The sequence below is a fragment of the Mesorhizobium sp. M1E.F.Ca.ET.063.01.1.1 genome (assembly GCF_003998155.1).
Taxonomy (GTDB): Bacteria; Pseudomonadota; Alphaproteobacteria; order Rhizobiales; family Rhizobiaceae; genus Mesorhizobium.
This window is the reverse complement of record NZ_RZSC01000018.1, coordinates 1-24,166: the sequence shown is the minus strand read 5'-3', so window position 1 is coordinate 24,166 and position 24,166 is coordinate 1. Positions and strand designations below refer to the sequence as shown.

Here is a 24,166-nt window from a genome sequence, read left to right as displayed (position 1 = left end):
CAGATGAAGGATGCGAAGATCGCAGCTCTTTTCGGCACGACCGGCAAAGCCGACCTCATCAATTGCGATCCGGGCTGGAGTTGCGGCGACGTCGTCGACTTCCAGCTTGAGAAATTCGGACTCAAGGGCAGCGTTAATTCGGTCCGCGGCAAATACGAGGCGCTGATGGTCGAGGCCGTCGCCCGTGTTAAGCGCGGCGAGCCGGTATTCTTTTATGCCTGGAGCCCTTCGTGGATGAACAAGGCTCTGGTGCCTGGCAAAGATGTCGTCTGGTTGCCGACGCCCTTCGATGCCTTGCCGGAATCGGTCCCTAACAAGGGGTCTGCCCTAGTGCCTGGCGTCAGCGGTTGCGCTGGCGGCGCTGATCCATGCCGCATGGCCATGGCGGCGTGGAACTGGAACGCCGTCGCCAATCGGGAGTTCATTGCAGCCAATCCGGCAGTCAAGAAGCTCGTAGAGCAGATGTCGTTCCCGCTGGCCGACTGGTCGACCTGGGAACAAACGATCAGCGAAAAGGGCGGCAGCGACAGCAACATCAAAAAGCTGGCACAGGGATGGATCGAAACCCATCAGGAACAGTTCAATGCCTGGGTTGACCGTGCCAAAATTGCAAGCTGATCACAATTCACTGAAGTAGCCGCGCCAGGCCGACCCGACGCCGGGGTTTGACGACGCAAAGAAGCTCCGGTGGCGCAAGCCGCCGGGGCAATTCGATTTTGCCATTACTGCGGTGCTTTCGCTACTGAGTCCCTTGAGCCAAGCTAGGTAGCCGTGGAGCCTCAACAGGTTTGCACCACATTCGGACGAGTACCGTCTCGCCTTCATGGTGATCAAAGCCTACCGCAAGCCCTACAATGCGGAGCAGCCCGAACAGGTCGGCGAAGGTTTCGAACTGCTGGACAACCGGTCGCTTGCCTCCGTTTCCGGCTGGTGGCTCGCGAAACGACGCGCCGCGCTCGGCGTCACCGACGATGTCCTGGAGCGCCTGAAGGCACGGCTCCCACGATCGAAGCACTACGCGCTGGGCGCGGAACCCGGCCACGCCGTGCTCGTCGAACCGTGGCGCGTGCTGCTCCCGGCGCAGACCGTCGACGCCGCCTTTGAAGGCGTCTGATGGTCGCGTCGCGAGAAACCCTTCAGGACCTCGCAGCCGAGCGCGAGCCTCGAAGCTGCCAATCCGCTTCTGGCCCAAGACAGCCGCACTCGCACCCTTATGGTCAACACGGGTTCATCGACCCCTTTTGTAGGATGAAAGAGACACCGCGTGCATGGAATACTAGTCCTCCTCCTGGTCTGTAGGTTCGCCAGGCCATACGAGAGAATACGAAGGAAATGGGTTGGCGAACCAGCCGCTAACGTATTGATTTTGTGTAGAAGACGCTGACCCTCAGCGACGGACATAATCGTTATTCGCCAAGGGGTTACAGAGCGGTTCGCCAAAGTTGATTCAAAACGCTGATCCAGCGACTCGCCGTGCCCATTTATCGTCTACGGGTGGCGGCTTTGCGCCTCATCGCAGTCATTAAGGTCGAGTGCTTGTCGCGGGATCGCCGAGGATGCTGAAATCATGCCTGAGGTGCTTTTCCCCAATACCCATCGACACTGCCAGTTCAGCCTTTGCTGTTGGCTGAGCGAAGTTAAAATAGTCCATTTCGTCGGTCACCGCCTGCTAAGGAAACCTGCCGCGGATCGCTTCGGAAGCGAGTATGCCGTGATGGAAGTCCTTTTCGGTCGCGTACACCGCCGTGGGCAGGACGAGAGACTCGAAGAAGGCAAACAGCGGCCTCAGCGGATGCTCGACCATCAGGGCGTGACGCTCGCCGCCGCCGGTCGCGGTCAGAAGCACCGGCTTGCCGCGCAGCGCGGAGGGCTCGATCAGGTCGAAGAATGCTTGAACAGTCCGGTATAGCTGCCCATGTAGGTGGGCGAACCGACCACCAGCACATTGGCCGCGGTAATGGGATCGAGCACCCTGCGCCCGGGTTTGTCGAGGTCGCGCACCAAACGCGCGGAACCGAGCGACGGGCCGACGTCGTCGAGGTCGAACGTGGTCGCCGCAAGGCCATGCCGATCTGCGATCTCCCTGACGAAATGCTCGACGAAGCCGCGCGTCTTCGAGGGCCGCGCAAGGTTGCCGGAGAAGCCGACGACTGTGGCGTTGGTCATGGCGGTCACCCGGTCTGCTGGTCCTGCACGATCGGACAGCTCTCGTCCTTCGCCCAGTCGGCGAAGCTGAGGTAATAGGCGCGGACATCGTCGTAGCCTGCGCGGACGGCGGCGATTGCGGCCAGCGCAGCGCGGCCACCGCCGTCGCAGTGCGTGACCACGTGCCCGCCTGAGCGAAATCCGGCATCGGACAGCAATCTTCGAAGCTCGGCGGTTGGCCTTAGGCGGCTGTCCTCGAGCAGGCTCGCGTGAGAAAGCAGACGCGCTCCCGGCAGATGCCCGCCTCGAGCATTGCGCCGAAGATCGGTGCCGGCGAACTCCGCTGCGGTGCGGGCGTCGAGAAGCTGGACGCTGTCGAGCTCTCCCTTCAGCGTGTCACGATCGACCAGACCGACGGATCCGACACCGGGCCGAGCGCAAAACGCCGTCAGGCCCGGTGCCTCGCCCGCCTTGGCCAGCAGCTCGCTTCGACCGCGGATCGCAGGCCATCCGCCGCTCACGATGAGCGCCTCGGCTCCGAAATACTGCAGGATGAACCACACGCGCGCGGCTTCCGTCATGCGCCCATCGTCATAGACGACCGCCGGCACGGATCCGCCGACGCCGAGACTGGCAATCGCACGCTCCCAGTAAGCGACGTTCTCGAATGAGGTCTCGCCTGCCTTCGCGGCTGCTTCCCAGAGCTCGATGGGCACGCGGACGGCACTCGCCGCGTGATCGGCCCGGAATGCCTCGGCATCGCGCACATCGAGCAGGCGAAAGGCGGCGAGCAAGGAAAGTTCGCCCGCCTCAATCACTGGATCACGCGGCGCGAGCGTTTCCGACCCATGGTGGGAGGCGGCCCCAGCTGCCGCCGCTTTAGCCGCGCTTGCTGTGTGCCGAGACATCACACCTCGGCCTTCGTTCCGTCGAAGCGGGTGAACGTGAATTTCCCGAACGGCTCACGATACGTTTGCCGCTCGTTGCGCAACACGCTGATCGCGACAGCCTCGCCGAGCGCCAGCGACGCCGAGAAGTCGGAGCGCCAATGGATGCCGGCCCAGTCGCGGCCGATGCCGTAGTTCCAGGCGAGCTTGTTGAGCTCGCCACCGACGGTGAGCGGCTCGCCCCGGTAGGGGACGAGCTTCGTCGGATCCTTCGGGTCTGGCTGCACGGGATTGGGGATGACGGCGTCCTCATCGAACAGCGCTTTGAGGATCGTCACGTTGGACGCAGCGATCTGGGCCGCCCCGCCGGGATAGGTGGAGTGGATCGGCGCTCCCTCCGGATACACGTGGGAGAGGAGATGGGTGCCGAACTTGCCGACGCTTCGTGCCAAAGCGGCCGAGTTCAGGACGTCGCCGTGGACGGTATAGGCGTCCACCTTGTTGGCGATGCGGTGGTGGATCAGCCCGCCATAAGCCTCCGGCCGCGGGGCGCGATGGACGTAGAATTTCTGCCAGTACGCCACACGGATGGCCAGCGAAGCAGTCAACGGCAGCAGGCCCTGTGCGTAAGGCAGGCCGAACGTGCCGTACCCGCCGGTCTGCGTTTTCGACTTCACGTAGGGATTGGATTTGCTGAACGGGATCCCAAAGCCTCCGTACTCGGCATTGGCCTTGTCGGATCCCACGCCGAGCAGCAGGGCGGCCGACCAGAATGCGGCCGGGTTGTTGTGCACATATTCGGCGAGGTCGCGGCCGGTCGCGATGTAGCGCAGCGTCGGGTCGAAGCTGGTCGGCTTGGCGGGCGGATTGCCGTTCTGGATGGCGAGCCACTCGTCGTAGCCGGTGAGGAAATCGGTGCCGGCCGCGGCGGTGCGGATGCGGGCGGGGATGAGCTGGCTGCCGTAAGGAGCGTCCTTGAGCAGGAATTGCGAGATGTAGGGACCCTGAAGCGTGCCGGGCGGCGTTGCATAGCGCCCGGTCCGCCCCGACGGATCTGCGGCGTCGACATAGAGTGCTGTCCCGCGGAACAGGGTCTCGGGCGTGATGCTGCCGTCCTTGCGCGGGCCGTTGAAGGCGGCGAGGTTGTTCAATTCGTCGACCGCGGCGAGCACGTCCTTGTTTCTGGTGTCGTTCGTCAGCTCCGACAGCGGAACGTCGCGCAGGAGCGACTGCCAGTAGAGCTCGACGGCCTCGCTCGCCCGGGTTGCGCCGTCGAGCGTCGGAGCCGGCGGGACAGCGAATTGCGGACCGACGCAGCCCGTCAGGTTCACCGCGAGCGAGCCGATCGGATTGAGCTGCTTGCGCTTCCCGCCGAGCGGTATCGCCTCGAAGTCGGCCGGATCGCCCGATGCATAGGCCTTGAGCGCCGCGTCAAAGGCTGCACGGTCGACTTCGCCGCGTTCGTCATGCGGCAGGCCGCGTGTGTCGGAGCCGATCAGGTTCGGATACTTCTGCTCGTCTCCGTTAACCGGATGCGGCGCTATCTCGACCGCGAAATCCGCATCCGCTGCGGTGCTTCGCACGACATAGGCGTGCTTACGGAAGGCGAGGTGGGCTTCCTCCGAGGTTTGTTCGGCGGCGCGGGCCGGCGTCGCGCCGACGACTGCGAGCGGAGGCAAGCCCGTGACGGCTATCGCCGCGACGCCTCCGGCGGCGCCCAGAAAGCGGCGGCGGCCGCCATCGGCAACGCCCACCGAATCTGGCGCCGCTCTCCCACGGGCGGCCCGGCCGTCTTCGCTATCCGATCCGTGACCCCGATGCGTCATTACCAGCTCCTTGCTCTTGCCGAAGCGCCGCGCGGGTCGAGGACCGCCGCGCCTATACCTCTTCGAGAATTCTCGCCTGCAGCGCGACGGCCGCGGTATCGGCGGCCTCCCGTCTCGGCCGGGGCAGATCGACCGGCATGTCGAGCGCTATGCCGCCGTCGCGAATGACGAGCACCCGGTCCGCAAGGGCCACCGCCTCGGCGACGTCATGGGTGATGAGCACTGTCGTAAAGCCGTGCTCGCGCCAGATGCGCTCAAGCAGGCGATGCATCTCCATGCGCGTCAATGCATCGAGAGCGCCGAACGGCTCGTCGAGGAGCAGGACTCCTGGCCGGCTCACCAGAGCCCTGGCGAGCGCGACGCGCTGGGCCTGTCCGCCGGACAGGACGGCGGGCCAGTCCTTCGATCGATCGGCGAGTCCCACATCCGCAAGGGCCTTGGCAGCCGTCTCGCGCCAACCCTTGGTGCGCGCAATGCCGACATTGCTCAGCACGCGATGCCAGGGAAGCAGCCGCGCGTCCTGGAAGAGCAGCCGGACGTTCGATTGCAGCGACTCGACTTTGGCGCCGCCGACCGCAATCGTGCCGCTCGTCGGCCGGTCGAGGCCGGCGATGAGGCGAAGCAGCGTGGACTTGCCGCAGCCGGAGCGGCCGACGATCGCCAGCAATTGCCCGGAGGGAATCGTCAGGTCGAGTTCCGACAGGACGCATCTCTCGCCAAACGACTTCGAGAGGCCGTCGAGGCGGACGTCCTGCCCACCCGGTGACCGCGTGTCGAGGTCGCCCGGTGCCACGCGGCGAAGCAGATCCGGCTCCGCCGGCGCGTCCGCCTCGTGAAACACGGCATCCTTGTGCAGCCGCAGCACGGTCGCAGACTCTCTCACGACGTCGCTTCCCTGGTTGCGTTCGGACGATAGGCAGGATGCCAGGCGAGTGCGCGTGCCTCGATGATCCGCGTGATGAAATCGGCCAGCTTGCCGAGCAGCGCGTAGACGATGATGCCGAGCACGACGACGTCCGTCTGCAGGAACTCGCGCGCGTTCATGGTCATGTAGCCGATGCCGGACGAAGCCGAGATCGTTTCGGCCACGATCAGAGTGAGCCACATGATGCCGAGCGAGAAGCGTAGCCCGACGAGGATCGAGGGGAGCGCACCGGGAAGGATTACCCTGAAGAACAGGGCGAATGGACCCAGTCCGTAGACGCGCGCCATCTCGATCAGCTTCGGATCGACGGTGCGGATGCCGTGGAAGGTGTTGAGATAAATCGGAAAGGCTGTGCCGATCGCGACGAGGAATATCTTCGCTCCTTCGCCGATCCCGAACCACAGGATGACCAGCGGGATGATTGCCAGATGCGGCACATTGCGCAGCATCTGCATCGAGGAGTCGAAGATGGTCTCAGCCAGTCGCGAGACCCCGGCGAGGATTCCCAGCACGAAGCCGATGCCGCCGCCGATGAGCAGCCCCTTGAGCGCGCGTTCGGTCGAGATCGTCGCGTGGGTAAGAAGCGTGCCGTTTTTGAGGCTCTCCCAGAACGCCACCGCTACTGCGCTTGGCGCCGGCAGGAGGCGGGTCGACAGCGCGCCGCTTCGCGAGGCGATCTCCCAGACGATCACGAGGCCGATCGGCAGCGCCCAGGACGCCAGCGTCTGAAACGCTGCCGCGCCGGTGCCGTGAAGGCGCGAGGGCCGGGCCATGCTCAGGACGCCCTTCTTGCAGCGGGGCGGATCTCGTTGGCGATCGTCTCGCCGAACGGACCGGTGTTGACGGAGAGCTCGGCCTTCTCCGGCGCATGCGCCAGCGGCAGCAACGGGAAGACGAGTTCGGCGAACCGGTACGCTTCTTCGAGATGCGGGTAGCCCGACAGGATGAACGTATCGATGCCGATCGACCGGTATTCGTTCATGCGTGCGGCGACTTCTTCCGGCGAACCGACGAGGGCGGTTCCCGCACCCCCTCTGACCAGGCCGACGCCCGCCCAGAGATTGGGGCTGACGACGAGCTTGTCGCGGCGCCCGCCGTGCAGCGCGCTCATGCGGCTCTGCCCGACGGAGTCCATGCGCGCGAACACGGTTTGCGCCTTGGCGATCGTCTCGTCGTCGAGATGCGCGATCAGGCGGTCGGCCGCTGCCCAGGCTTCGTCAGAGGTCTCGCGCACGATGACGTGAAGGCGAATGCCGAAGCTGAGTTTTCGGCCGTGCTTGCGGGTCGTCGCCCTCACCTTGGCGATCTTCTCGGCGACGAGTGCCGGCGGCTCGCCCCAGGTGAGATATTTGTCGACCGTCTCTGCTGCGACGTCGATGCCTTCTTCGGATGAGCCGCCGAAGTAGAGCGGCGGATGCGGTGACTGCACCGGCGGGAACAATAGCTGTCCGCCCTCGAGGCGGATGTGCTTGCCCGACGTCGTCACGGTCTCGCCGGCGAGCAGCGCCTTGTAAGCATGCATGAACTCGCGGGTGATCTCGTAGCGGTCGGCATGGCTGAGGAAGATGCCGTCACCCTTATTTTCGACCGGGTCGCCGCCGGTGACGACGTTGATCAACAGCCGTCCGCTTGACAGACGGTCCAGCGTTGCGGTCATGCGCGCGGCGACGGTCGGCGGCTGTAGCCCGGGCCTCACCGCGACCAGGAACTTCAACCGCTCCGTGGAGGTGAGCATCGCCGAGGCGACGATCCAGGAATCCTCACAGCTCTTTCCCGTCGGCAACAGCACGCCGTAGTAGCCGAGCTGGTCTGCCGCCTGCGCGATCTGCCTGAGATACGGGAGATCGGTCGCACGGCCGCCGACTGCGGTGCCGAGGTACCTGCCGTCCCCGTGGGTCGGCAGGAACCACAGCACGTTCACCCGGTCGGGCGACAGGTCGCCTGCGGTGTTCACGATTGCGGCTTCCTCACGGCGTCGGCGATCGAGATCTCGTGCGGGATCAGGCCGAGCTTGAAGAACACGTCGGCGATCTTCTGCTGCGCGGCCGCCACTTCCGGCGTGATCGGCTGCACGCCGTAGCTGCGCCGCTGGACCGCGACCTGCAGCACCTCCTCGGGAATGCCGAGCGCCGGCGAGAACTGCTTCGCCACGTCGGCGCGACTAGCGTTGATCCATGTGTCGACCTCGCCGAGCGAGGCAAGGATCGTGTCGACCGCGTCGGGATGAGCGTCGAGGAAGTCGCGCGAGGACAGGTAGAACTCGTGATTGTCCACGACGCCGCTGCCGTTCGCCAGCTGCCGTGCACCGGTCGCCGCTTCGGCGGCTGCCAGGAAGGGCTCCCAGATGACCCAGGCATCGACGGCGCCCTGCTCGAAGGCGGCGCGCGCGTCGGCCGGCGGCAGGAAGTTCACATCGATGTCGGTGTAGGCAAGTCCCGCCTTCTCGAGGGCCTTGACCAGCAGGTAGTGGACATTGGAGCCCTTGTTCAGTGCGACCTTCTTGCCCTTCAGATCGGCCACCGTCTTGAGCGGGCTGTCCTTGGGGACCAGGATCGCCTCGGCTTCCGGTGCCGGAGGCTCATAGCCGACATAGACCAGTGGCGCGCCAGCCGCCTGCGCGAAGATCGGCGGCGCCTCGCCAGTCGTGCCGAAGTCGATGGAGCCGACGTTAAGCGCCTCAAGCAGCTGCGGCCCGGCCGGGAACTCGGTCCATTCGACTGTGTATCCCTGCGGCTTGAGCTTCTCCTCGAGCAGCCCCTTCGTCTTCAGCAGAATGAGCGTGCCGTATTTCTGGAAGCCAATCCGGACGACCTTGTCCTCGGCGTGGGCTGCCGCCGCTGCAATACCCAAGGCGATGCCGCCGACGAGCGTCATCTTTGCGAGATACTGTAGGAACGCTTTCATCAAATCGGACTCCTTCTCCCGGAGGTTCGGTCGAACTCTTGAAATCTATGGGCACGAACGGCGTCGCGCAGTGCGGCGATCCAGGATGCGCCGTCGGAAAGGCTGCCCGGTTCAAAGAGCGTACCGGGGCAGGGAAGTCCCCTCAAAGAAAATTCTACTAATTTGATAGACGAAATCAGAAACAGATTGCCTTTAAGGAGACGCCGCTCCGGAAGGCCCGGCCGTTACAGCTCGGGCAATTTGGCCTCAATCGGTCAAACCCGCGGCAACCCCGACGCTTGTCTCGCCAGCAGGGCGCCCGCGAGGCGCTGGCATTGGACACGGATGTCCGGAATCGCCTCGATTTCGAGGAAGGTCCCACGGGTGAGGGGGCCAACCGCGTACAACAAGTCGTTGCGCCTTCCATTCCGGTTGATCAGTGCGCCGTCGGTCGCGACGTCGAGGCCGATACGAAGCGCATCCGCCCGCGCCATGCCGCCGGCGAGAAGGGATCGGATCAGGCACCCAAGCCATCGCCATCATGCCAGGCATCATCAGCGGACCGTCGGCCAGTTGCGTCGATCTCTGCGAATTTCGGGCGACGCGATAGTCGTCCAGGCTGATGACGTTGGCGGACCGCGCGGACATTGTTGTCTTCACCGTGATGTTGCCTTTGCCCATTGAAGCTAGCCGACGCTGAGGCAGATGACATGCCGCGCAATTCTAATTTTAGGCGGTCAGATAAACGTGCTTGCCATGTTTGGCGGAAGGGCGAGCACGCAAGTGCGCCATGGTTACGGCATGGCTGACGATTGCATCCAGACATTTGCGGAATACTCGATGCTGCCTCCAAGCCGACAATCGGTGAGCCGGTCTCGCGTTTGTCCCGTCCGTGACGACCAGTATTTATTCGATCAATGGAGGAAGAGGTCGTCGACCCCGCAAACGCGACCGCAACTGGCCTCGCAATACAAGCTGCCATGGTGATCTGGTAGATAACAGGAGGCAGAACGCGAGGCTCGAGCTTAGAGGGAGGGGTACACAGGTGGAGCTTGTTTATCGGCATCGCGCGGCTGTGACGCTGGTTCCTCGTGGCGAATGCCTGCTTATTCGATTTTCACCCTGAAAGCCGACAGTCAACTTCCGGCCCCACCTTGGTCATTCCGCGAGGCTGCGGTGCGATCGAGACGGAAGCGTTAAATAGGTCTCCGAGCTAAAGGTCGCCTCGTTCAGTGTCTTTAGCTTCGCCAGACCATACCAGAGAATACGAGGAAACGGATTGGCGAACCATCCGCTAACGTATTGTTTTCCTGTCGAAAACGATGACTCTCAGCGACTAACATAATCATTATTCGTCAATGAGTTACGAGGCAGTTCGCCGAACTCGATTCAAGAAGCCGATCCAGCCGCTCGCCCATTCCTTTTGGCTTCTGCGGAATGGCAGCTTTGCGCATCTCAGACGTACGGGCTGGCATCATCCTCGCCCGGAAGCAGACTTTGGCGCGATGACGCTCAACTCTGATACGCGACTGCGGGCCGCCCCGCATGAAACCAGGTGTCGTTCGATAAGGAAATTCCACCCTCTGGCCACGAAACAGAAAACATAATCTCTACAGATGAACTAGACTTATGCTTGATGAATCGCCGGTGGGGCCATTGGCGCCGCCTGTCAAAAACTCATTTGCCTCATTGAGCAGGACGGACATGGCTGCTGAAATCCCCGATCGCATCAAGGTTCTGTGGTTCCTGCCGACACATGGCGACAGCCGCTATCTCGGCACCTCCGAAGGTGGCAGGGCGGTCGATCTCGACTATCTGACCCAGGTGGCGCAAGCGGCCGATACGCTCGGCTACTATGGTGTGCTGTTGCCCACCGGCCGCTCCTGCGAGGATTCCTGGGTCGTCGCCTCGGCGCTGGCGCCGCTGACGAAACGGCTGCGCTTCCTCGTCGCGGTGCGGCCGGGCCTGCAATCGCCGACGCTTGCCGCGCGCATGACGGCGACGCTCGACCGCATCTCCAACGGCCGGCTGCTGATCAATGTGGTCACCGGCGGCGACCCGCTGGAGAACAAGGGCGACGGCATCTTCCTGTCACATGCCGAGCGCTATGAGGTGACGCAGGAGTTCCTGCAGGTCTACAAGCGCCTGCTGAGAGGCGAGACGGTCGAGCATCATGGCAAGCATTTCCGCATCGAGGATGGCCGCCTGCTGTTCCCGCCGGTGCAGACACCTTGTCCGCCGCTCTATTTCGGCGGCTCGTCCGATGCCGGATCGACGGTGGCGGCGCAGGAGATCGACAAATACCTGACCTGGGGCGAACCGCCGGCCGACGTCGAGCGCAAGCTCGACGGCGTGCGCGAGCTTGCCGAAAAGGCGGGCCGCAAGCTCTCCTTCGGCATCCGCCTGCACGTCATCGCCCGCGAAACCACCGAGGAAGCCTGGGCGGCGGCCGACAGGCTGATCAGCCGGCTCGACGATGCGACCATCGCCTCGGCGCAGAAGGTTTTTGCGCGCATGGACTCGGTCGGCCAGGCGCGCATGAGCGCGCTGCATGGCGGCGACCGCTCGAAGCTCGAGATCGCGCCGGATCTGTGGGCCGGCGTCGGCCTGGTGCGTGGCGGGGCCGGCACGGCGCTGGTCGGGGATCCAGCCACGATTGCCGAGCGCATCGACGAATACCGGCGTCTTGGCATCGATACCTTCATCCTCTCGGGCTACCCGCATCTTGAAGAAGCCTATCGCTTCGGCGAGCTGGTGCTGCCGCATTTGCCGACCGATCACCCGGTCAAGGCCGCCGGCTCGTCCGTCAACACCGGCCCGTTCGGCGAGACCATCGCCGGCGACCATCGTCCGAAAACGCTCGCCAGCGCCTCGTGAACGCGCTGCCGCCCCGGCCACGCAGCCACGTCGTCATTCTCGGCGGAGGCTTCACCGGCGCGGCCGTGGCCTTGCACCTTGCCCGGCAGCCCGTGCGCCCTTCCATCACGGTAGTCGAGCCGCGCCCGTTCCTCGGCGGCGGGCTGGCCTATTCCAGCGAGGAGCCGTCGCACCGCGTCAACGTGCCCGCGTCCCGCATGAACCTGCTGCCGGACGAGCCGGAGCATTTTTCACGCTGGCTGGCGCATGACGGCGAAGCCGGACGCGATCCGGAGTCGCAGTGGCGCAACGGCGATATCTTTCCCAGGCGCCGCGTCTTCGCCCGCTACGTCGCCGAGCAACTCAAGGATCACCTCGACAATGGAACGATCCGCCATGTCCGCGAGCATGGCCTGGAAGTAAGGCGCGGCGCCGATGGTTGGACCGTGACCACTTCCGGTCAGTCGATCGCCGCCGACATATTGGTTCTCGCCATGACGCATCCTTCGCCCGATATCCCGGCGGCGCTGAAGCCGCTTGCCGGTGCGCGTGGCTTCGTTGCCGATGTCTATTTTGCGGACGCGCTCGGTTCCATAGCTGCGGACGCATCGGTGCTGATCGTCGGCTCGGGCCTAACGTCGGCCGACACTGTCGCCGAGCTCGACCGCCGCGGCCATCGCGGGCGTATCCTGGCGGTGTCTCGTCATGGATTGCGATCGCGCGGGCATCCGCAGCTGCGAGGCCAGCCCTTTGGTGATTTCGCCTCGACACCGGCTGCCACCGCGCTCGGCTTGCTCGAAAATATACGCTCGACGCTGGCGGCAGCCGATGCCGGCGGCGTCAACTGGCAGTCGGTCTTCGATCAACTGAGGCTGCAGGGACCGGCCATATGGTCCGCACTCACGCCAGACGAGCGAACGCGGCTGGTGCGGCGGCTGCGCGCGTTCTGGGATGTTCATCGCTTCCGTATCGCGCCGCAGGTCGAGGCTGTGCTGGAGCGCCGTCATGCCGAACGCACGTACGACAATATCGCGGCAAGCCTCGTGGCCTCGAATCGCCATGGGGATCGCCTGGCGGTCAACCTGCGGCGACGTGGCGAGAGGCAGATCGAAGCGCTGCATTTCGATGTCGTGATCAATACGACGGGTCCGGCGCATGGCAAGGCGCTGCAGACCAACCCGGTGTTGCGCTCTCTTTGCGATGCCGAACTGATCCATATCGATCGCCATGGCCTCGGGATAGAGACGGCGCTGGACAGCCGTGCTGTCGGCCCGGAGGGCGAGCTGGTTCCTGGCCTGTTCGTCGCCGGTCCTCTGGCGCGGGGCACATTCGGCGAATTGATGGGCCTGCCGGAAGTGGCCCGTCACGCGCAGACGGTCGCCTCGCAGATAGAAGCCCAACTCGGCGCCCAGTCGGCGATCGAAGTCGCCCGCTGAAAATCCGCGACGAATGCGGGCGCGCAAAATTGGTATTTCCGTTCGGACGGCATCGCGAAAAAGGAAAATCCTACTTTGTATATATAATCAGTAGACTAATAAATTGGCGACAGCTTCCGGCCACGGCCGGATCAATCGTTGGGACAGGCCAAGCCGGGAGATTTCCATGCCTCAGAACGATCGCGACGCAGTCAAATTCGCCTATTGGGTGCCGAACGTCTCGGGCGGGCTCGTCATCTCGAACATCGAGCAGAGGACCAACCATTCGGCGGAATACAACCGCAAGCTGGCGCAGATCGCCGAAAAGGCCGGCTTCGACTATGCGCTCAGCCAGATCCGCTTCACCGCCGGCTACGGCGCCGAGGAGCAGCACGAGTCGGTGTCGTTCAGCCACGACCTGCTTGCCGCCACTACGAGCCTGAAGGTGATCGCAGCGATCCTGCCCGGGCCGTGGAATCCGGCGCTGGCGGCAAAGCAGCTCGCCACAATCAGCTACCTGACCAATGGCCGCATCGCAGTCAATCTCGTCTCCGGCTGGTTCCGCGGTGAGTTCCACGCCATCGGCGAGCATTGGCTCGACCATGACGAGCGCTACCGGCGCTCGGAAGAATTCATCCGCGCGCTGCGTGGCATCTGGACCGAGGACAGCTTTACCTTCCGCGGCGATTTCTACCGCTTCAACCAGTATTCGCTGAAGCCGAAGCCGCTGCAGCCGCTGCCTGAAATATTCCAGGGCGGCTCGTCCCGCGCCGCACGTGACATGGCCTCGCGTGTCTCGGACTGGTATTTCACCAACGGCAACACGCCCGCCGAGATCGCCAGGCAGGTCGACGACATCCAGGCGAAGGCCAAGGCCAACAACCACTCGGTCAAGATCGGCGTCAACGCCTTCGCCATCGTGCGAGAGACCGAGGAAGAGGCAAAGGCCGTGCTTGCCGAGATCATCGCCAAGGCCAACCCGGAAGCGGTCAATGCCTTCGGCCACGAGGTCAAGAATGCCGGCAAGGCTTCGCCGGAGGGCGAGGGCAACTGGGCAAAATCGTCCTTCGACGATCTGGTGCAGTATAATGACGGTTTCCGCTCGAACCTGATCGGCACGCCGCGGCAGGTGGCGGAGCGCATCGTCGATCTGAAGCGCGCCGGCGCCGACCTCATCCTGCTCGGCTTCCTGCATTTCCAGGAAGAGGTCGAGTATTTCGGCAAGCACGTTATCCCGCTCGTTCGCGAGCTGGAAGCCGCCCAGGCCGAAACGGTTCTCGCCGCCGAATAGCAACCTCCCGTCAGGCCGGAAAGGCCGGCCTGCCAATAGCGACTGCCCGGCGCGCCCGAATATTCGGGGGGCTACGGGAGGTTGCGCGCCGCGAACCGTTGAGGACGTCCGCAAATGCCGATCGCCAACTATGCCTTTGGAGTGGCCGAGGCTTCGGTCTACGCGCCGGAAATTTTCGCGAAAGGGCTGCTGGCCGCAGATCGGCAAGTGCACAGAGACGAGCAAGGGCCGGCTGACGCAGAAGCTTCTGCGCCTTTGCTTGCGCTTGAAGGCATCGGGTTATCCTTCGGCGGTGTGGTGGCATTGGCGGATGTGGACCTGTCAGTCTTTCCCGGCGAGATACGGGCGATCATCGGCCCGAACGGCGCCGGTAAGAGCTCGTTGATCAACGTCATCAGCGGCGTCTATCGAGCGGATCGGGGTCATGTGCGCCTGAATGGCGCGCTCTATGCCCAGGTCCCGACACAGCAACTGGCGCGTCTCGGGGTCGCTCGCACCTTCCAAAACCTCGCTTTGTTCAAGGGCCTCAACGTCCTCGACAATGTCGCGTCCGGCCTCGTTTACCGCGCAAGGTCGAATTTCGCCGGTCAGATTCTGGGGCTTGGCCGATCGCGCCGCGAGCAGCAGGAGCAGCGCGGCCGTGCCGATCAGATCCTAGAATTCCTGCATCTGACTGGCGTGCGCGACCGGCTCGCCGGCACCTTGCCCTACGGCCTGCAGAAGCGGGTCGAGCTTGCCCGCGCGCTTGTCGCTGAACCGCGCCTGTTGCTGCTCGATGAGCCGATGGCCGGCATGACCGCCACCGAGAAGGGCGAGATGGCGGCCTATGTGCGGGCCGCGCGCGATCGCTTCGCTACCACCGTGGTGCTGATCGAGCACGATGTCGGCGTCGTCATGGGGCTGTCGGACCGCATCGCCGTCCTCGACTACGGACGCAAGATCGCCGACGGCACGCCCGACGAGATCAGGAACGACCAGCATGTCATCGATGCCTATCTCGGTGTCGCCTCTGACAATGAGGACGGGGCAGGCATATGATCGGCGATTTCGACTATCAGTTCTTTATCGAGGTGCTGACCGGCGGCCTGTTGTCGGGCGTCATGTATTCGCTGGTCGCGATCGGCTTCGTGCTGATCTACAAGACCTCGGGCGTGCTCAACTTCGCGCAAGGCGCGCTGCTGCTCTTCGCGGCGCTCACCTTCGTCAGCCTGGTCGAGCGCGGCGTTCCGTTCGCGCTGGCGCTTGCGGTCACCTTCGCCATCATGGTGGCGCTCGGCATCGGCATCGAGCGCGCGGTGCTGAGGCCGCTCACCAACAAGCCGCCGATCACGTTGTTCATGGCGACGCTCGGCCTTTCCTACATCATCGAGGGCGCCGCGCAGCTCATCTGGGGCACGCAGGTGCACGGCCTCGAGCTCGGCATCGAGGACGTGCCGCTGGAAGTCGGCGGCGTGCTGATCAGTCAGTTCGACATCTTCGCCGCCGCGGTGGCCGCCGCCATGGTGCTGCTGTTGTCGCTGTTCTTCCGCTACACCCGCATCGGCCTCAGTTTCCGCGCGGTCGCCGACGACCAGTTCGCCGCACTCGCCGTCGGCCTCAGACTGCCGCTGATCTGGGCAAGCGTTTGGGCAGCTGCAGGCCTGGTCGCGCTGGTGGCGGGACTGTTGTGGGGGGCGCGCCTCGGCGTCCAGTTCTCGCTGTCGCTGGTCGTGCTGAAGGCACTGCCCGTGCTGGTGCTCGGCGGCTTCGATTCCATCCTCGGCGCCATCGTCGGCGGGCTGCTCATTGGGGCCAGCGAGAAGCTCGCCGAGGTCTATATCGGCGACTATTTCGGCGGCGGCATCGAAAGCTGGTTCGCCTATGTCGTCGCGCTCGTTTTCCTCCTGATCCGTCCCTCCGGCCTGTTCGGCCAGAAGCTTGTCGAAAGGGTCTGAGCCATGAGCGCGATCGCAATCGAATCCTCCCCGGCGGCCGGCTTGCCCAAATGGATCGTGCCGGTGCTGCTCATCGCCTTCGTTTACATCGCCGTGCCGCTCATCGGTGGAAGCTATCTGTTCGAGGCGATCCTGCTGCCCTTCCTGGCGCTCAGCCTGGCCGGTGTCGGGCTGAACATCCTCACCGGCTATGCCGGGCAGGTGTCGTTGGGCAGTGCCGCTTTCATGGCTGCAGGCGCCTTTGCCGCCTATAATTTCAACCTGCGCGTCGAAGGACTGCCGCTTGTCGCCAGCATCATCCTCGCCGGTCTCGTCGCGGCCGCGATCGGCATCGTCTTCGGCCTGCCGAGCCTGCGGTTGCGCGGCTTCTACCTCGCGGTCTCGACGCTTGCCGCGCAGTTCTTCGTGCAATGGGCACTGACCAAGTTCTCCTGGTTTTCCAACGACTCGGCGTCGGGCGTCATCGATGCGCCGAAGCTGTCCATCGCCGGCCTCGAGTTCGACGGCGCAACCGGCCGTTATCTCTTCGCACTGACCGTCGTTGTCATCCTCACCTTTCTCGCGCACCGGCTGGTTTCATCGCAGACCGGGCGCAACTTCATCGCCATCCGCGACAACGAGACGGCGGCTCGCATCATCGGCATCCCGGTGCTGAAGACGAAGCTACTCGCCTTCGCCATCTCGTCCTTCATCATCGGCGTCGCCGGCGTCATCTGGGCCTTCGCCTATCTCAGGACCGTCGAGCCGGCCGGTTTCGATCTCGACCGCTCGTTCCAGATCCTGTTCATCATCATCATCGGCGGGCTCGCCTCGATCCGAGGCGCCTTTCTGGGTGCCGCGCTCATCGTCGTCTTTCCGCTGGCGCTGTCGCGCCTCGGCAATTTCCTGCTGGGCGACGTGTTCGATTCCGGCGTGCTCGACATGAGCCAGCGCATCGTACTCGGCGCCCTCATCATCCTCTTTCTGATCCTGGAACCGGACGGGCTGGTCGCCCTGTGGGACAGGGTCCGGAGACGGCTCCTGCTCGCCTGGCAATCGAGCTGAGCCGGTTTGGGCCATAGGCCGCAAACCACTGCAGACATTCGGAAAATGAACCAGGGCAATTCAAAGCCCATACTGGAGCACCTCGAACCATGACCTTCCTTAGCACAGTCAAGGCGGTCGCCATTTCGGCGGCGCTGGCCGTGTCGGTGGCCTTGCCGGCGGCCCACGCGGACGAGCAATATTTCCCGCTGCAAAGCTATCGCGTCGGGCCTTACGCGGCCGGCGGCACCGGCTTCTTCGGCGGCTTCATCGACTACCTCAACCTCATCAACATCCGCGACGGCGGTGTCAACGGCGTCAAGCTGACCTGGGACGAGTGCGAGACCCAGTATGAGGTCGAACGCGGCGTCGAATGCTACGAGCGCCAGAAGAGCCATGCCGGCGCTGCCGCCTGGAATCCGCTTTCGGTCGGCATCGCCTACGCCATGATCGACCGCATCACCGCCGACAAGGTGCCGCTGATCACGGTCAATCACGGCCGCACCGACTCCACCGACGGTCGGGTCTTCCCCTATGTCTTCCCGCTGCTGCTCAACCCCTACAGCGAGACCTCCGGCATCGTGAACTACATCGCCGCCAAGGAAGGCGGCATCGACAGACTGAAGGGCAAGAAGATCGTCGTGCTCTATCACGGCTCGCCCTACGGCAAGGAGACGATCCCGATCTATGAGCTGCTGGCGCAGAAATACGGCTTCACCGTGCAGCAGATCGAGGTGCCGCATCCCGGCAACGAGCAGCAGTCGCAATGGCTGACGATCCGCCGCGCCAAGCCGGACTTCGTCGTGCTGCGCGGCTGGGGCGTGATGAACCCGGTGGCGCTGAAGACGGCGGTCAAGGTCGGCTATCCGGTCGACCACATCATCGGCAATGTCTGGTCGAATTCGGAAGAGGACGTCATTCCGGCCGGCGACGCCGCCAAGGGCTACACAGCCATCACCACGCAGGCGTCGGGTAACACCTATCCGGTGGTGCAAGAGATCGTGAAGACCGTCTACGGCGCCGGCAAGGGCAATCTCGAGGACAAGTCGCGCATCGGCTCGGTCTACCACAATCTCGGCATTGTCAACGGCATCCTCAATGTCGAGGCGATCCGCATCGCGCAGGAGAAGTTTGGCCACCGCACGCTGACCGGCGACGAGGTCCGCTGGGGCTTCGAGCATCTCAAGCTCGACCCGGCCAAGGTCGAGGCGCTTGGCGCCAAGGACCTGTTCCACTCCATCAATGTCAGCTGGGACAACCACGAAGGCGAAGGCTACGTGACCTTCCAGCAGTGGGACGGCAAGAAGTGGAACGTTGTCTCCGACTGGATCGCGCCCGACTGGGCGTTGCTCAGGCCGATCATCGAGAAGTCGTCCGAGGCCTATGCGGCCGAGAAGGGCATCAAGCTGCGCACCGCCGCCGATGCTGATGCACTAGCGACCAACTAACCCACCGACCGGGCGCCGATCATGCTTCGGCGCCCGCCTCACTTCGTTTGCGAGAAGCGGGAAAGACGCGATGCCGGCCAATGACGTCATTCTTGTCGTGGACAATGTCCATGCCACCTACAACCACGCCATCACCGCGCTGCACGGCGTCAGCTTCGAGCTGAGGCGAGGCGAGATCCTGGCGCTGCTCGGCGCCAACGGCGCCGGCAAGAGCACGACGCTGAAGGCGGTCTCCAACCTGCTTCCGGCCGAACGCGGCCAGATCAATGCCGGCACGATCCTGTTCGATGGCGGCGACGTCACCCGCCGGAGGCCGGGCGACCTCGTACGCGCCGGGCTCGTCCAGGTGCTGGAGGGCCGCCACTGCTTCAAGAGTCTAACCGTCGAGGAGAATCTGGTTTCCGGCGGCATCGGCCGCAGCGGCCGGCGCGCCGAGATCAACCAGGACCTTGAGCGGATCTACGAATTCTTCCCGCGGCTCGCCGAAAAGCACAAAACGCTTGCCGGTCTGACCTCAGGCGGCGAGCAGCAGATGACCGCGATCGGCCGGGCGCTGATGTCGCGTCCCCGCCTGCTTGTCCTCGACGAGCCTTCGATGGGCCTCGCTCCGCTGGTCGTGCAGGACATCTTCCTGGCGTTGAAGAAGCTCAATCGTGAGACCGGGCTGTCGATCCTGGTTGCCGAGCAGAACTCGGCGGTCGCGCTGAAATATGCCGACCACGCCACCGTGCTCGAGAACGGCGTTTCCGTGCTGTCCGGACCGGCTGCGGAGCTTCGCCAGCGCGAGGACGTTCGAGCTTTCTATCTCGGACAGCAGGCTTCGCACGCTGCTCACCTTCATGCCGTCGCCTAACAACTCTGAAGGAGCCATGAAATGACCGTCTCTAACGTAAAGACAGACAAGGCCGTGGCCGCCGTGCCGCCGGTGCCAAGGCCGACCGCTCCGGCGCATATCGTCAAGGACGATGCCGAAGCGATTGCGATCGCACGCCGGCTCGCCGCCGAATTCGTCAAGGACTCTTCCAAGCGCGATCGCGAGCGGATCTGGCCTGTAGCCGAGCTCGATCAATTCTCGCAAAGCGGTCTGTGGTCGATCAACGTGCCGAAAGCTTTCGACGGCCCGGAAGTGTCCTACGCGACTTTAGCCAAGGTGATCGAAATCATCTCGGCGGCCGATTCCTCGATCGGCCAGATCGCCCAGAACCATCTCGGCGTCGTCGCGGCAATCCGCACCGTCTCCGACAAGGACCAGCAGGCGCTTCTATTCGCCGAAGTGCTGAAAGGCACGCGGTTCGGCAACGCCTTCTCGGAATTCGGCTCTAAGCGCGCGGCTGATTTCGAGACCAAGTTCACCGACGCCGGCGATCATGTCATCGTCAACGGCCAAAAATTCTATTCGTCCGGCGCGCTGCTGGCCCATCTGGTGCCGATCGTTGCGCTCGACGACGAGGGCCGCGCCTGGTACGCGATCGCCGATCGTGCCGCGCCTGGCCTCACCGTGATCGACGACTGGTCGAGCTTCGGCCAGCGCACGACGCTGTCGGGCACCGTCATCATCGACAACGTCAAGGTGCCGAAGACCCATCTGGTGCCGGGCTACAAGGGTTACGACAAGCCGACCGCCGACGGCGCGATCTTCCAGATCATCCAGGTGGCGGTGGACACCGGTATCGCACAGGCCGCGATTGACGAGACGGTGCACTTCGTCCGGACGAAGAGCCGCGCCTGGATCGACAGCGGCGTCGACAATGCCTGGGACGATCCCTACACGATCCAGGCCATCGGCGATCTGACGCTTAGGCTTCATGCCGCGCAGGCGCTGCTAGAAAAGGCCGGCCTCGCCATCGACCGCGCGGTGGCCGAGCCCACCGCCGAGATCGTGGCGCATGCCCAAGTGATCACGGCCGAGGCAAAGATCCTGTCGACGGAGATTGCGATTGCCGCGACCAACAAGCTGTTCGAACTGGCGGGCACACGCTCGACCTTGGCCGAGCACAATCTCGACCGGCACTGGCGCAATGCCCGCACCCATACGCTGCACGATCCGGTGCGCTGGAAATACGCAATCCTCGGCAAGTATTTCCTCAACGGCGAGAAGCCGCCGCTGCACGCCTGGAGCTGAACGATCCGCCGCGGGCCAGGCGCCCGTGTGACCCGCCGATGGCGGCCCACTCGGGCCGCCTAAGTCTCAAATTCTGGAGCCACCCGGAGTCCGCTTCATGTCCAATCCAGCAATCGTCGGCTTTTCCGGCAACATCACCCGCCCGTCGAAGACACGCGCGTTCGTCGATCTCATCGTCCAGGATGTGGCCAACCGCCATGGCCTATCTTCGCGGACCTATGACATCGACGATGTCGGCCCCTCGCTAGGCACCGCCAGATGGGCGCGAGATCTCGCCCCAAGTGCGCAGGCGATCCTCGCACAGGTGATCGCGGCAGACGTGCTCGTCGTCGGCTCGCCGACCTACAAGGGCAGCTATACCGGGCTTTTCAAGCACTTCTTCGACCTGATCGATCCGGCGGCGCTGAAGGGTAAGCCTGTGCTCCTGACGGCGACCGGCGGCGGCGAGCGCCATGCGCTGATCGTCGAGCACCAGCTCAGGCCGCTCTTCGGATTCTTCGAAGCCTTGACGCTCCCTACCGCCGTATACGCTACCGACAAGGACCTCAGCGAAGGCGTGCTTCGGTCTGAACCGATCCTGAAACGGACCGCGCAGGCCGTTGATGATGTTGCAGCTCTGCTCGCTAAACGGTCAGGTGTCAAATTAGCGGCAGAGTAGGTTTACAGCGCTACCCTTGGCGCTAACCAAGGACCCGCAGAAACCGAAACGTTAGCTTGCGGAGCTTCAATGAGCTCCGCCTGATGTCGCCAAGGACAGCTGGCGCAAGGCGGTCGGCTCTGCGGATGCAAAGGTCAGCTTTCCACCCCGTTCTGGAAAGACGTCAGCCGGCGAGCTTCGGGCAATCTGATGGAGGCTGACCGGCTGCACCGCGGTCAGTCTCATCCCTTCCACATTGTTGAGCGGAGAAGAGCCTGCATATGCTCTGGCAGGTCGAGTTCGCCGCGCGCCTCGATCTCCAATAGATATCGGGCCTTGGCCCAGCGATCGCCCTCCCTGACCGCAGGGTAGGCGCAGATGGCCAGCAGCGCCTTTTCCTCTGCTCGGCTGGCTCTGTCGTAGTCGCGGCTGCTTCCGCCCATTTCATGGATGGCCTTGCCAAACACCACGTATTTCGTCTTGTGCGCCTCAATCAGCGCACGCAGTTCGCTGGACGGTTCTTGCTCTGGGCGTGGTGGCTCTGTGGCGGGAGCCGCTGCCGCAACGGTCGAGGCGACAACGGCGCTGCTGGAGTGAAAGAGCAAGGCGCGGCGGCTGATCCTGGACGTGGTGAACTCTCCTCTTCACTTCATGGCAGGCAAGACCGGGTGTCGCAGAAACCACCATGCCGTAACACGAAGGTTCGCGCATTCATGTCAGGATGGGTGGCCGTCACGGCTTACGGCCAACCTGGCTGGGGTGATGCGGGCGCGACGTCTGGCTCGTGATCTCTACCTCTCCCCACGCGCCCATCCCGCGCAGCGGGTTCGTTGTGTGCCCAGCATGTTCAACCGCTTGGGGGTGAAAGTCCCCTAGCCAACCTGATGGAGGTGAAGGCTTAGCAAAGCGCAAGGGCATTACCGCGAGGTGGTGTCTGAAGGAAGCGTGGAGCAAAACCGCGACCTGACGAACAGAAACCGGATGTGAGGCATCCCTGGCCGGACGAGCGGGCAACGTGTCGCGAAGTCCATATCCATCAAGGGGCAGGGCTGTAGATCCGGCAGGTGCGCGGGGAAGGCGATCGAACTTACCTGGGGAGGCCTGCGCCATGTTCCGACTTCGGAACTGAGGGAACCGCAAGGTGACCTGACCGTGATGCAGGAGTCAGCAGAGGGCGTAGTAGGTGATGCTGTCGGCAAGGCTAGTGAGGCACTCCAAGGCCGAAAGGCGGAGCAAACGGATAGGCCGAGCCGGAAACGATGACCGAAGGCCCGAACGGTTGGAAGTGGCAAGTAGGATTGGCAACCCATGAGTGGAAAGCGGCAGAAGACCCAGTATTCACTGGCCCTGGAACCGAGGGACCGGGGTGAAGCCCCTGTCAGCGGTTACCAAGGGGCCGAACCACTCGTGGCGAAGTCGGCACCCGAAAGCCCGGCCTGGACGGAACAGCTAATGGAGACGGTATGTAGCCGAGAGAACCTGGAAACAGCGTGGAAACGCGTTCGAAGCAACAAGGGCGGTCCAGGCGTGGATGGGATGACCATCGACGACGCCAAGGGCTACCTGCGTGAGCACTGGCCAAGCATCCGGTCTCGATTGCTTGAGGGAACCTATCAGCCGCAGCCGGTTAAGCGGGTCGAAATCCCCAAGCCGGACGGCGGGGTCAGAAAACTCGGCGTGCCTTGCGTCGTCGACAGACTGATCCAGCAAGCCCTGCTGCAGGTCCTCCAAGAGCAGTGGGACCCGACGTTCTCGGAGCACAGCTACGGCTTCCGCCCGGGACGCTCTGCCCATCAGGCAGTAGCCCAAGCGCAATGCTACATTGCCGAAGGTTACAGCTACGTGGTTGACCTCGACCTCGAAAGATTTTTCGACCAGGTTAATCATGATAGCCTGATGGCGCGCGTCGCCGCCAGGGTGTCCGATAAGCGTGCGCTCAAACTCATCCGTGCATTCCTCAATGCGGGGGTGATGGAGGACGGCCTGGTCCGTCCGGTGGACGAGGGGACCCCGCAAGGCGGCCCGCTCTCGCCCCTCCTAAGCAACCTCCTGCTCGACGATCTCGACAAGGAACTGACCCGACGTGGCCACCGTTTTTGCCGCTACGCCGACGACTGCAACATCTATGTTCGCAGCCGCCGCGCCGGCGAACGGGTCATGGCTTCCGTCAGCCGGTTCCTGACCAAGAAGCTGCGGCTGAAGGTCAACGAGGAAAAGAGCGCGGTGGCGCGACCGGAGGAGCGAAAGTTCCTGGGGTTCAGCATCTCGAATGACGGGAGCGAGCGGCGCATCGCGCCGAAGGCCCTCGACAAATTCAAGACCCTGGTCCTGGACATGACACGCCGGACACGGGGGATCAGTCTGCCGCAGTTGATCAAAGAGCTGAAGCCATACCTCATCGGATGGCGCGGCTACTTCGGCTTCTGCCAGACCCCACGGGTGCTTACGAACTTGGAAGCGTGGATCCGCCGAAGACTACGCTCGTATCTTTGGCGGCAATGGGGGAATGGGCACAACCGCTTCAAGGAACTGCGCCATCGTGGCGTCCCAAAGTTCAGTGCTGCGGCTGCCGCCGGTTCGCCGACGGGATTCTGGCGCATGTCAGGACACCCGGCGGTCCAACAGGCCCTGCGCAACCATTACTTCGAGTCTCTCGGCCTCCCTCGACTCCTTGTCTCTGCCCAAGCTTAATCCGATCGAACCGCCGTGGTACGGACCCGTATGCCCGGTGGTGTGGGAGGGGCGGCGCCGTGAGGCGTCCCCCTATCCCGATC

Annotated in this window: 21 protein-coding genes and 1 pseudogene; 13 read left to right on the top strand and 9 right to left on the bottom strand. The window is 63.8% G+C overall.

Annotated features, from left to right (window positions below; genetic code table 11):
- Positions 1-618 (top strand): glycine betaine/L-proline ABC transporter substrate-binding protein ProX (gene proX, locus EOA29_RS03575; RefSeq protein WP_127220217.1); only part of this gene is annotated, 618 nt, incomplete at its 5' end.
- Positions 619-823: 205 nt separating this feature from the next.
- Positions 824-1,114, top strand: coding sequence for a hypothetical protein (locus EOA29_RS42155; RefSeq protein WP_210213105.1), 291 nt, complete (start codon positions 824-826; stop codon positions 1,112-1,114).
- Between the two features lie 555 nt (positions 1,115-1,669).
- Here EOA29_RS42155 and msuE (EOA29_RS03565) read toward each other — a convergent pair.
- The 8 genes and pseudogenes from msuE (EOA29_RS03565) to EOA29_RS41135 form a co-directional block, all read right to left on the bottom strand.
- Positions 1,670-2,166: pseudogene (gene msuE / locus EOA29_RS03565) on the bottom strand (FMN reductase).
- A 5-nt stretch (positions 2,167-2,171) separates the two neighbouring features.
- Entirely contained in the window at positions 2,172-2,939 is a 768-nt protein-coding gene (locus EOA29_RS03560; RefSeq protein ID WP_245468391.1) for a rhodanese-like domain-containing protein, read from the bottom strand.
- 113 nt (positions 2,940-3,052) lie between these two features.
- The gene (locus EOA29_RS42770; protein WP_127220215.1) at positions 3,053-4,786 is read right to left on the bottom strand and encodes a vanadium-dependent haloperoxidase; all 1,734 of its coding nucleotides are present in this window, start codon (positions 4,784-4,786) and stop codon (positions 3,053-3,055) included.
- A 124-nt stretch (positions 4,787-4,910) separates the two neighbouring features.
- Entirely contained in the window at positions 4,911-5,651 is a 741-nt protein-coding gene (locus EOA29_RS03550) for an ATP-binding cassette domain-containing protein (protein ID WP_127220220.1), read from the bottom strand.
- Positions 5,652-5,737: 86 nt separating this feature from the next.
- Positions 5,738-6,556 carry an aliphatic sulfonate ABC transporter permease SsuC gene (ssuC, locus tag EOA29_RS03545; RefSeq protein ID WP_126090018.1) on the bottom strand — a complete coding sequence of 273 codons (819 nt, stop codon included), beginning with the start codon at positions 6,554-6,556 and terminating at the stop codon, positions 5,738-5,740.
- 2 nt (positions 6,557-6,558) lie between these two features.
- Complete coding sequence (ssuD, locus tag EOA29_RS03540) at positions 6,559-7,719, bottom strand: FMNH2-dependent alkanesulfonate monooxygenase (protein WP_127220219.1); 1,161 nt, start codon at positions 7,717-7,719, stop codon at positions 6,559-6,561.
- A 14-nt stretch (positions 7,720-7,733) separates the two neighbouring features.
- The gene (locus EOA29_RS03535) at positions 7,734-8,657 is read right to left on the bottom strand and encodes a sulfonate ABC transporter substrate-binding protein (protein WP_245464915.1); all 924 of its coding nucleotides are present in this window, start codon (positions 8,655-8,657) and stop codon (positions 7,734-7,736) included.
- A 284-nt stretch (positions 8,658-8,941) separates the two neighbouring features.
- Entirely contained in the window at positions 8,942-9,160 is a 219-nt protein-coding gene (locus EOA29_RS41135) for a hypothetical protein (RefSeq protein WP_189478804.1), read from the bottom strand.
- 1,210 nt (positions 9,161-10,370) lie between these two features.
- Between EOA29_RS41135 and ssuD (EOA29_RS03530) the strand changes: the two genes are divergently transcribed.
- From ssuD (EOA29_RS03530) to msuE (EOA29_RS03485), 10 genes are all read left to right on the top strand, one after another.
- The gene (ssuD, locus tag EOA29_RS03530; RefSeq protein WP_127220214.1) at positions 10,371-11,543 is read left to right on the top strand and encodes an FMNH2-dependent alkanesulfonate monooxygenase; all 1,173 of its coding nucleotides are present in this window, start codon (positions 10,371-10,373) and stop codon (positions 11,541-11,543) included.
- Positions 11,540-12,958: an FAD/NAD(P)-binding protein gene (locus EOA29_RS03525; protein ID WP_127220213.1), complete on the top strand. Its 1,419-nt coding sequence runs from the start codon at positions 11,540-11,542 to the stop codon at positions 12,956-12,958. Before ssuD (EOA29_RS03530) ends, EOA29_RS03525 begins: the two co-directional genes overlap by 4 nt.
- Before the next feature lie 166 nt (positions 12,959-13,124).
- The gene (sfnG, locus tag EOA29_RS03520) at positions 13,125-14,228 is read left to right on the top strand and encodes a dimethylsulfone monooxygenase SfnG (protein WP_127220212.1); all 1,104 of its coding nucleotides are present in this window, start codon (positions 13,125-13,127) and stop codon (positions 14,226-14,228) included.
- A gap of 114 nt (positions 14,229-14,342) precedes the next feature.
- Entirely contained in the window at positions 14,343-15,266 is a 924-nt protein-coding gene (locus tag EOA29_RS03515) for an ABC transporter ATP-binding protein (protein ID WP_127220211.1), read from the top strand.
- A complete protein-coding gene (locus EOA29_RS03510; RefSeq protein ID WP_189350578.1) occupies positions 15,266-16,162 on the top strand; it encodes a branched-chain amino acid ABC transporter permease in 897 nt (298 codons plus the stop codon). The genes EOA29_RS03515 and EOA29_RS03510 overlap by 1 nt, the downstream gene beginning before the upstream one ends.
- 3 nt (positions 16,163-16,165) lie before the next feature.
- Positions 16,166-17,206 carry a branched-chain amino acid ABC transporter permease gene (locus tag EOA29_RS03505; protein WP_127220210.1) on the top strand — a complete coding sequence of 347 codons (1,041 nt, stop codon included), beginning with the start codon at positions 16,166-16,168 and terminating at the stop codon, positions 17,204-17,206.
- A gap of 89 nt (positions 17,207-17,295) precedes the next feature.
- On the top strand, positions 17,296-18,633 hold the full coding sequence (locus EOA29_RS03500) for an ABC transporter substrate-binding protein (RefSeq protein WP_127220209.1): 1,338 nt from the start codon (positions 17,296-17,298) through the stop codon (positions 18,631-18,633).
- 70 nt (positions 18,634-18,703) lie between these two features.
- Positions 18,704-19,486, top strand: a complete 783-nt coding sequence (locus tag EOA29_RS03495) for an ABC transporter ATP-binding protein (protein ID WP_127220208.1) — start codon at positions 18,704-18,706, stop codon at positions 19,484-19,486.
- A 21-nt stretch (positions 19,487-19,507) separates the two neighbouring features.
- On the top strand, positions 19,508-20,755 hold the full coding sequence (locus EOA29_RS03490) for an SfnB family sulfur acquisition oxidoreductase (RefSeq protein WP_127220207.1): 1,248 nt from the start codon (positions 19,508-19,510) through the stop codon (positions 20,753-20,755).
- Positions 20,756-20,852: 97 nt separating this feature from the next.
- The gene (gene msuE, locus EOA29_RS03485; RefSeq protein WP_126090000.1) at positions 20,853-21,413 is read left to right on the top strand and encodes an FMN reductase; all 561 of its coding nucleotides are present in this window, start codon (positions 20,853-20,855) and stop codon (positions 21,411-21,413) included.
- Between the two features lie 221 nt (positions 21,414-21,634).
- Here the strand turns inward: msuE (EOA29_RS03485) and EOA29_RS03480 are convergent, their stop codons facing one another.
- Positions 21,635-21,997: a hypothetical protein gene (locus EOA29_RS03480; protein WP_245468390.1), complete on the bottom strand. Its 363-nt coding sequence runs from the start codon at positions 21,995-21,997 to the stop codon at positions 21,635-21,637.
- A gap of 847 nt (positions 21,998-22,844) precedes the next feature.
- On the opposite strand from EOA29_RS03480, the gene ltrA reads away from it, so the two are divergent.
- A complete protein-coding gene (gene ltrA, locus EOA29_RS03475) occupies positions 22,845-24,083 on the top strand; it encodes a group II intron reverse transcriptase/maturase (RefSeq protein ID WP_127220218.1) in 1,239 nt (412 codons plus the stop codon).
- Positions 24,084-24,166: the final 83 nt, after the last annotated feature.

Bases quoted from the DNA above. Each gene is read 5' to 3' on its own strand.
- ssuD (WP_127220214.1), top strand. From the start codon at position 10,371: ATGGCTGCTGAAATCCCCGATCGCATCAAGGTTCTGTGGTTCCTGCCG.
- EOA29_RS42155 (WP_210213105.1), top strand. From the start codon at position 824: ATGGTGATCAAAGCCTACCGCAAGCCCTACAATGCGGAGCAGCCCGAA.
- EOA29_RS03495 (WP_127220208.1), top strand. From the start codon at position 18,704: ATGCCGGCCAATGACGTCATTCTTGTCGTGGACAATGTCCATGCCACC.
- EOA29_RS41135 (WP_189478804.1), bottom strand. From the start codon at position 9,160: ATGGCGCGGGCGGATGCGCTTCGTATCGGCCTCGACGTCGCGACCGAC.
- EOA29_RS03490 (WP_127220207.1), top strand. From the start codon at position 19,508: ATGACCGTCTCTAACGTAAAGACAGACAAGGCCGTGGCCGCCGTGCCG.
- sfnG (WP_127220212.1), top strand. From the start codon at position 13,125: ATGCCTCAGAACGATCGCGACGCAGTCAAATTCGCCTATTGGGTGCCG.
- EOA29_RS03500 (WP_127220209.1), top strand. From the start codon at position 17,296: ATGACCTTCCTTAGCACAGTCAAGGCGGTCGCCATTTCGGCGGCGCTG.
- EOA29_RS03515 (WP_127220211.1), top strand. From the start codon at position 14,343: ATGCCGATCGCCAACTATGCCTTTGGAGTGGCCGAGGCTTCGGTCTAC.
- msuE (WP_126090000.1), top strand. From the start codon at position 20,853: ATGTCCAATCCAGCAATCGTCGGCTTTTCCGGCAACATCACCCGCCCG.
- EOA29_RS03505 (WP_127220210.1), top strand. From the start codon at position 16,166: ATGAGCGCGATCGCAATCGAATCCTCCCCGGCGGCCGGCTTGCCCAAA.
- EOA29_RS03535 (WP_245464915.1), bottom strand. From the start codon at position 8,657: ATGACGCTCGTCGGCGGCATCGCCTTGGGTATTGCAGCGGCGGCAGCC.
- ssuC (WP_126090018.1), bottom strand. From the start codon at position 6,556: ATGGCCCGGCCCTCGCGCCTTCACGGCACCGGCGCGGCAGCGTTTCAG.
- ltrA (WP_127220218.1), top strand. From the start codon at position 22,845: ATGGAGACGGTATGTAGCCGAGAGAACCTGGAAACAGCGTGGAAACGC.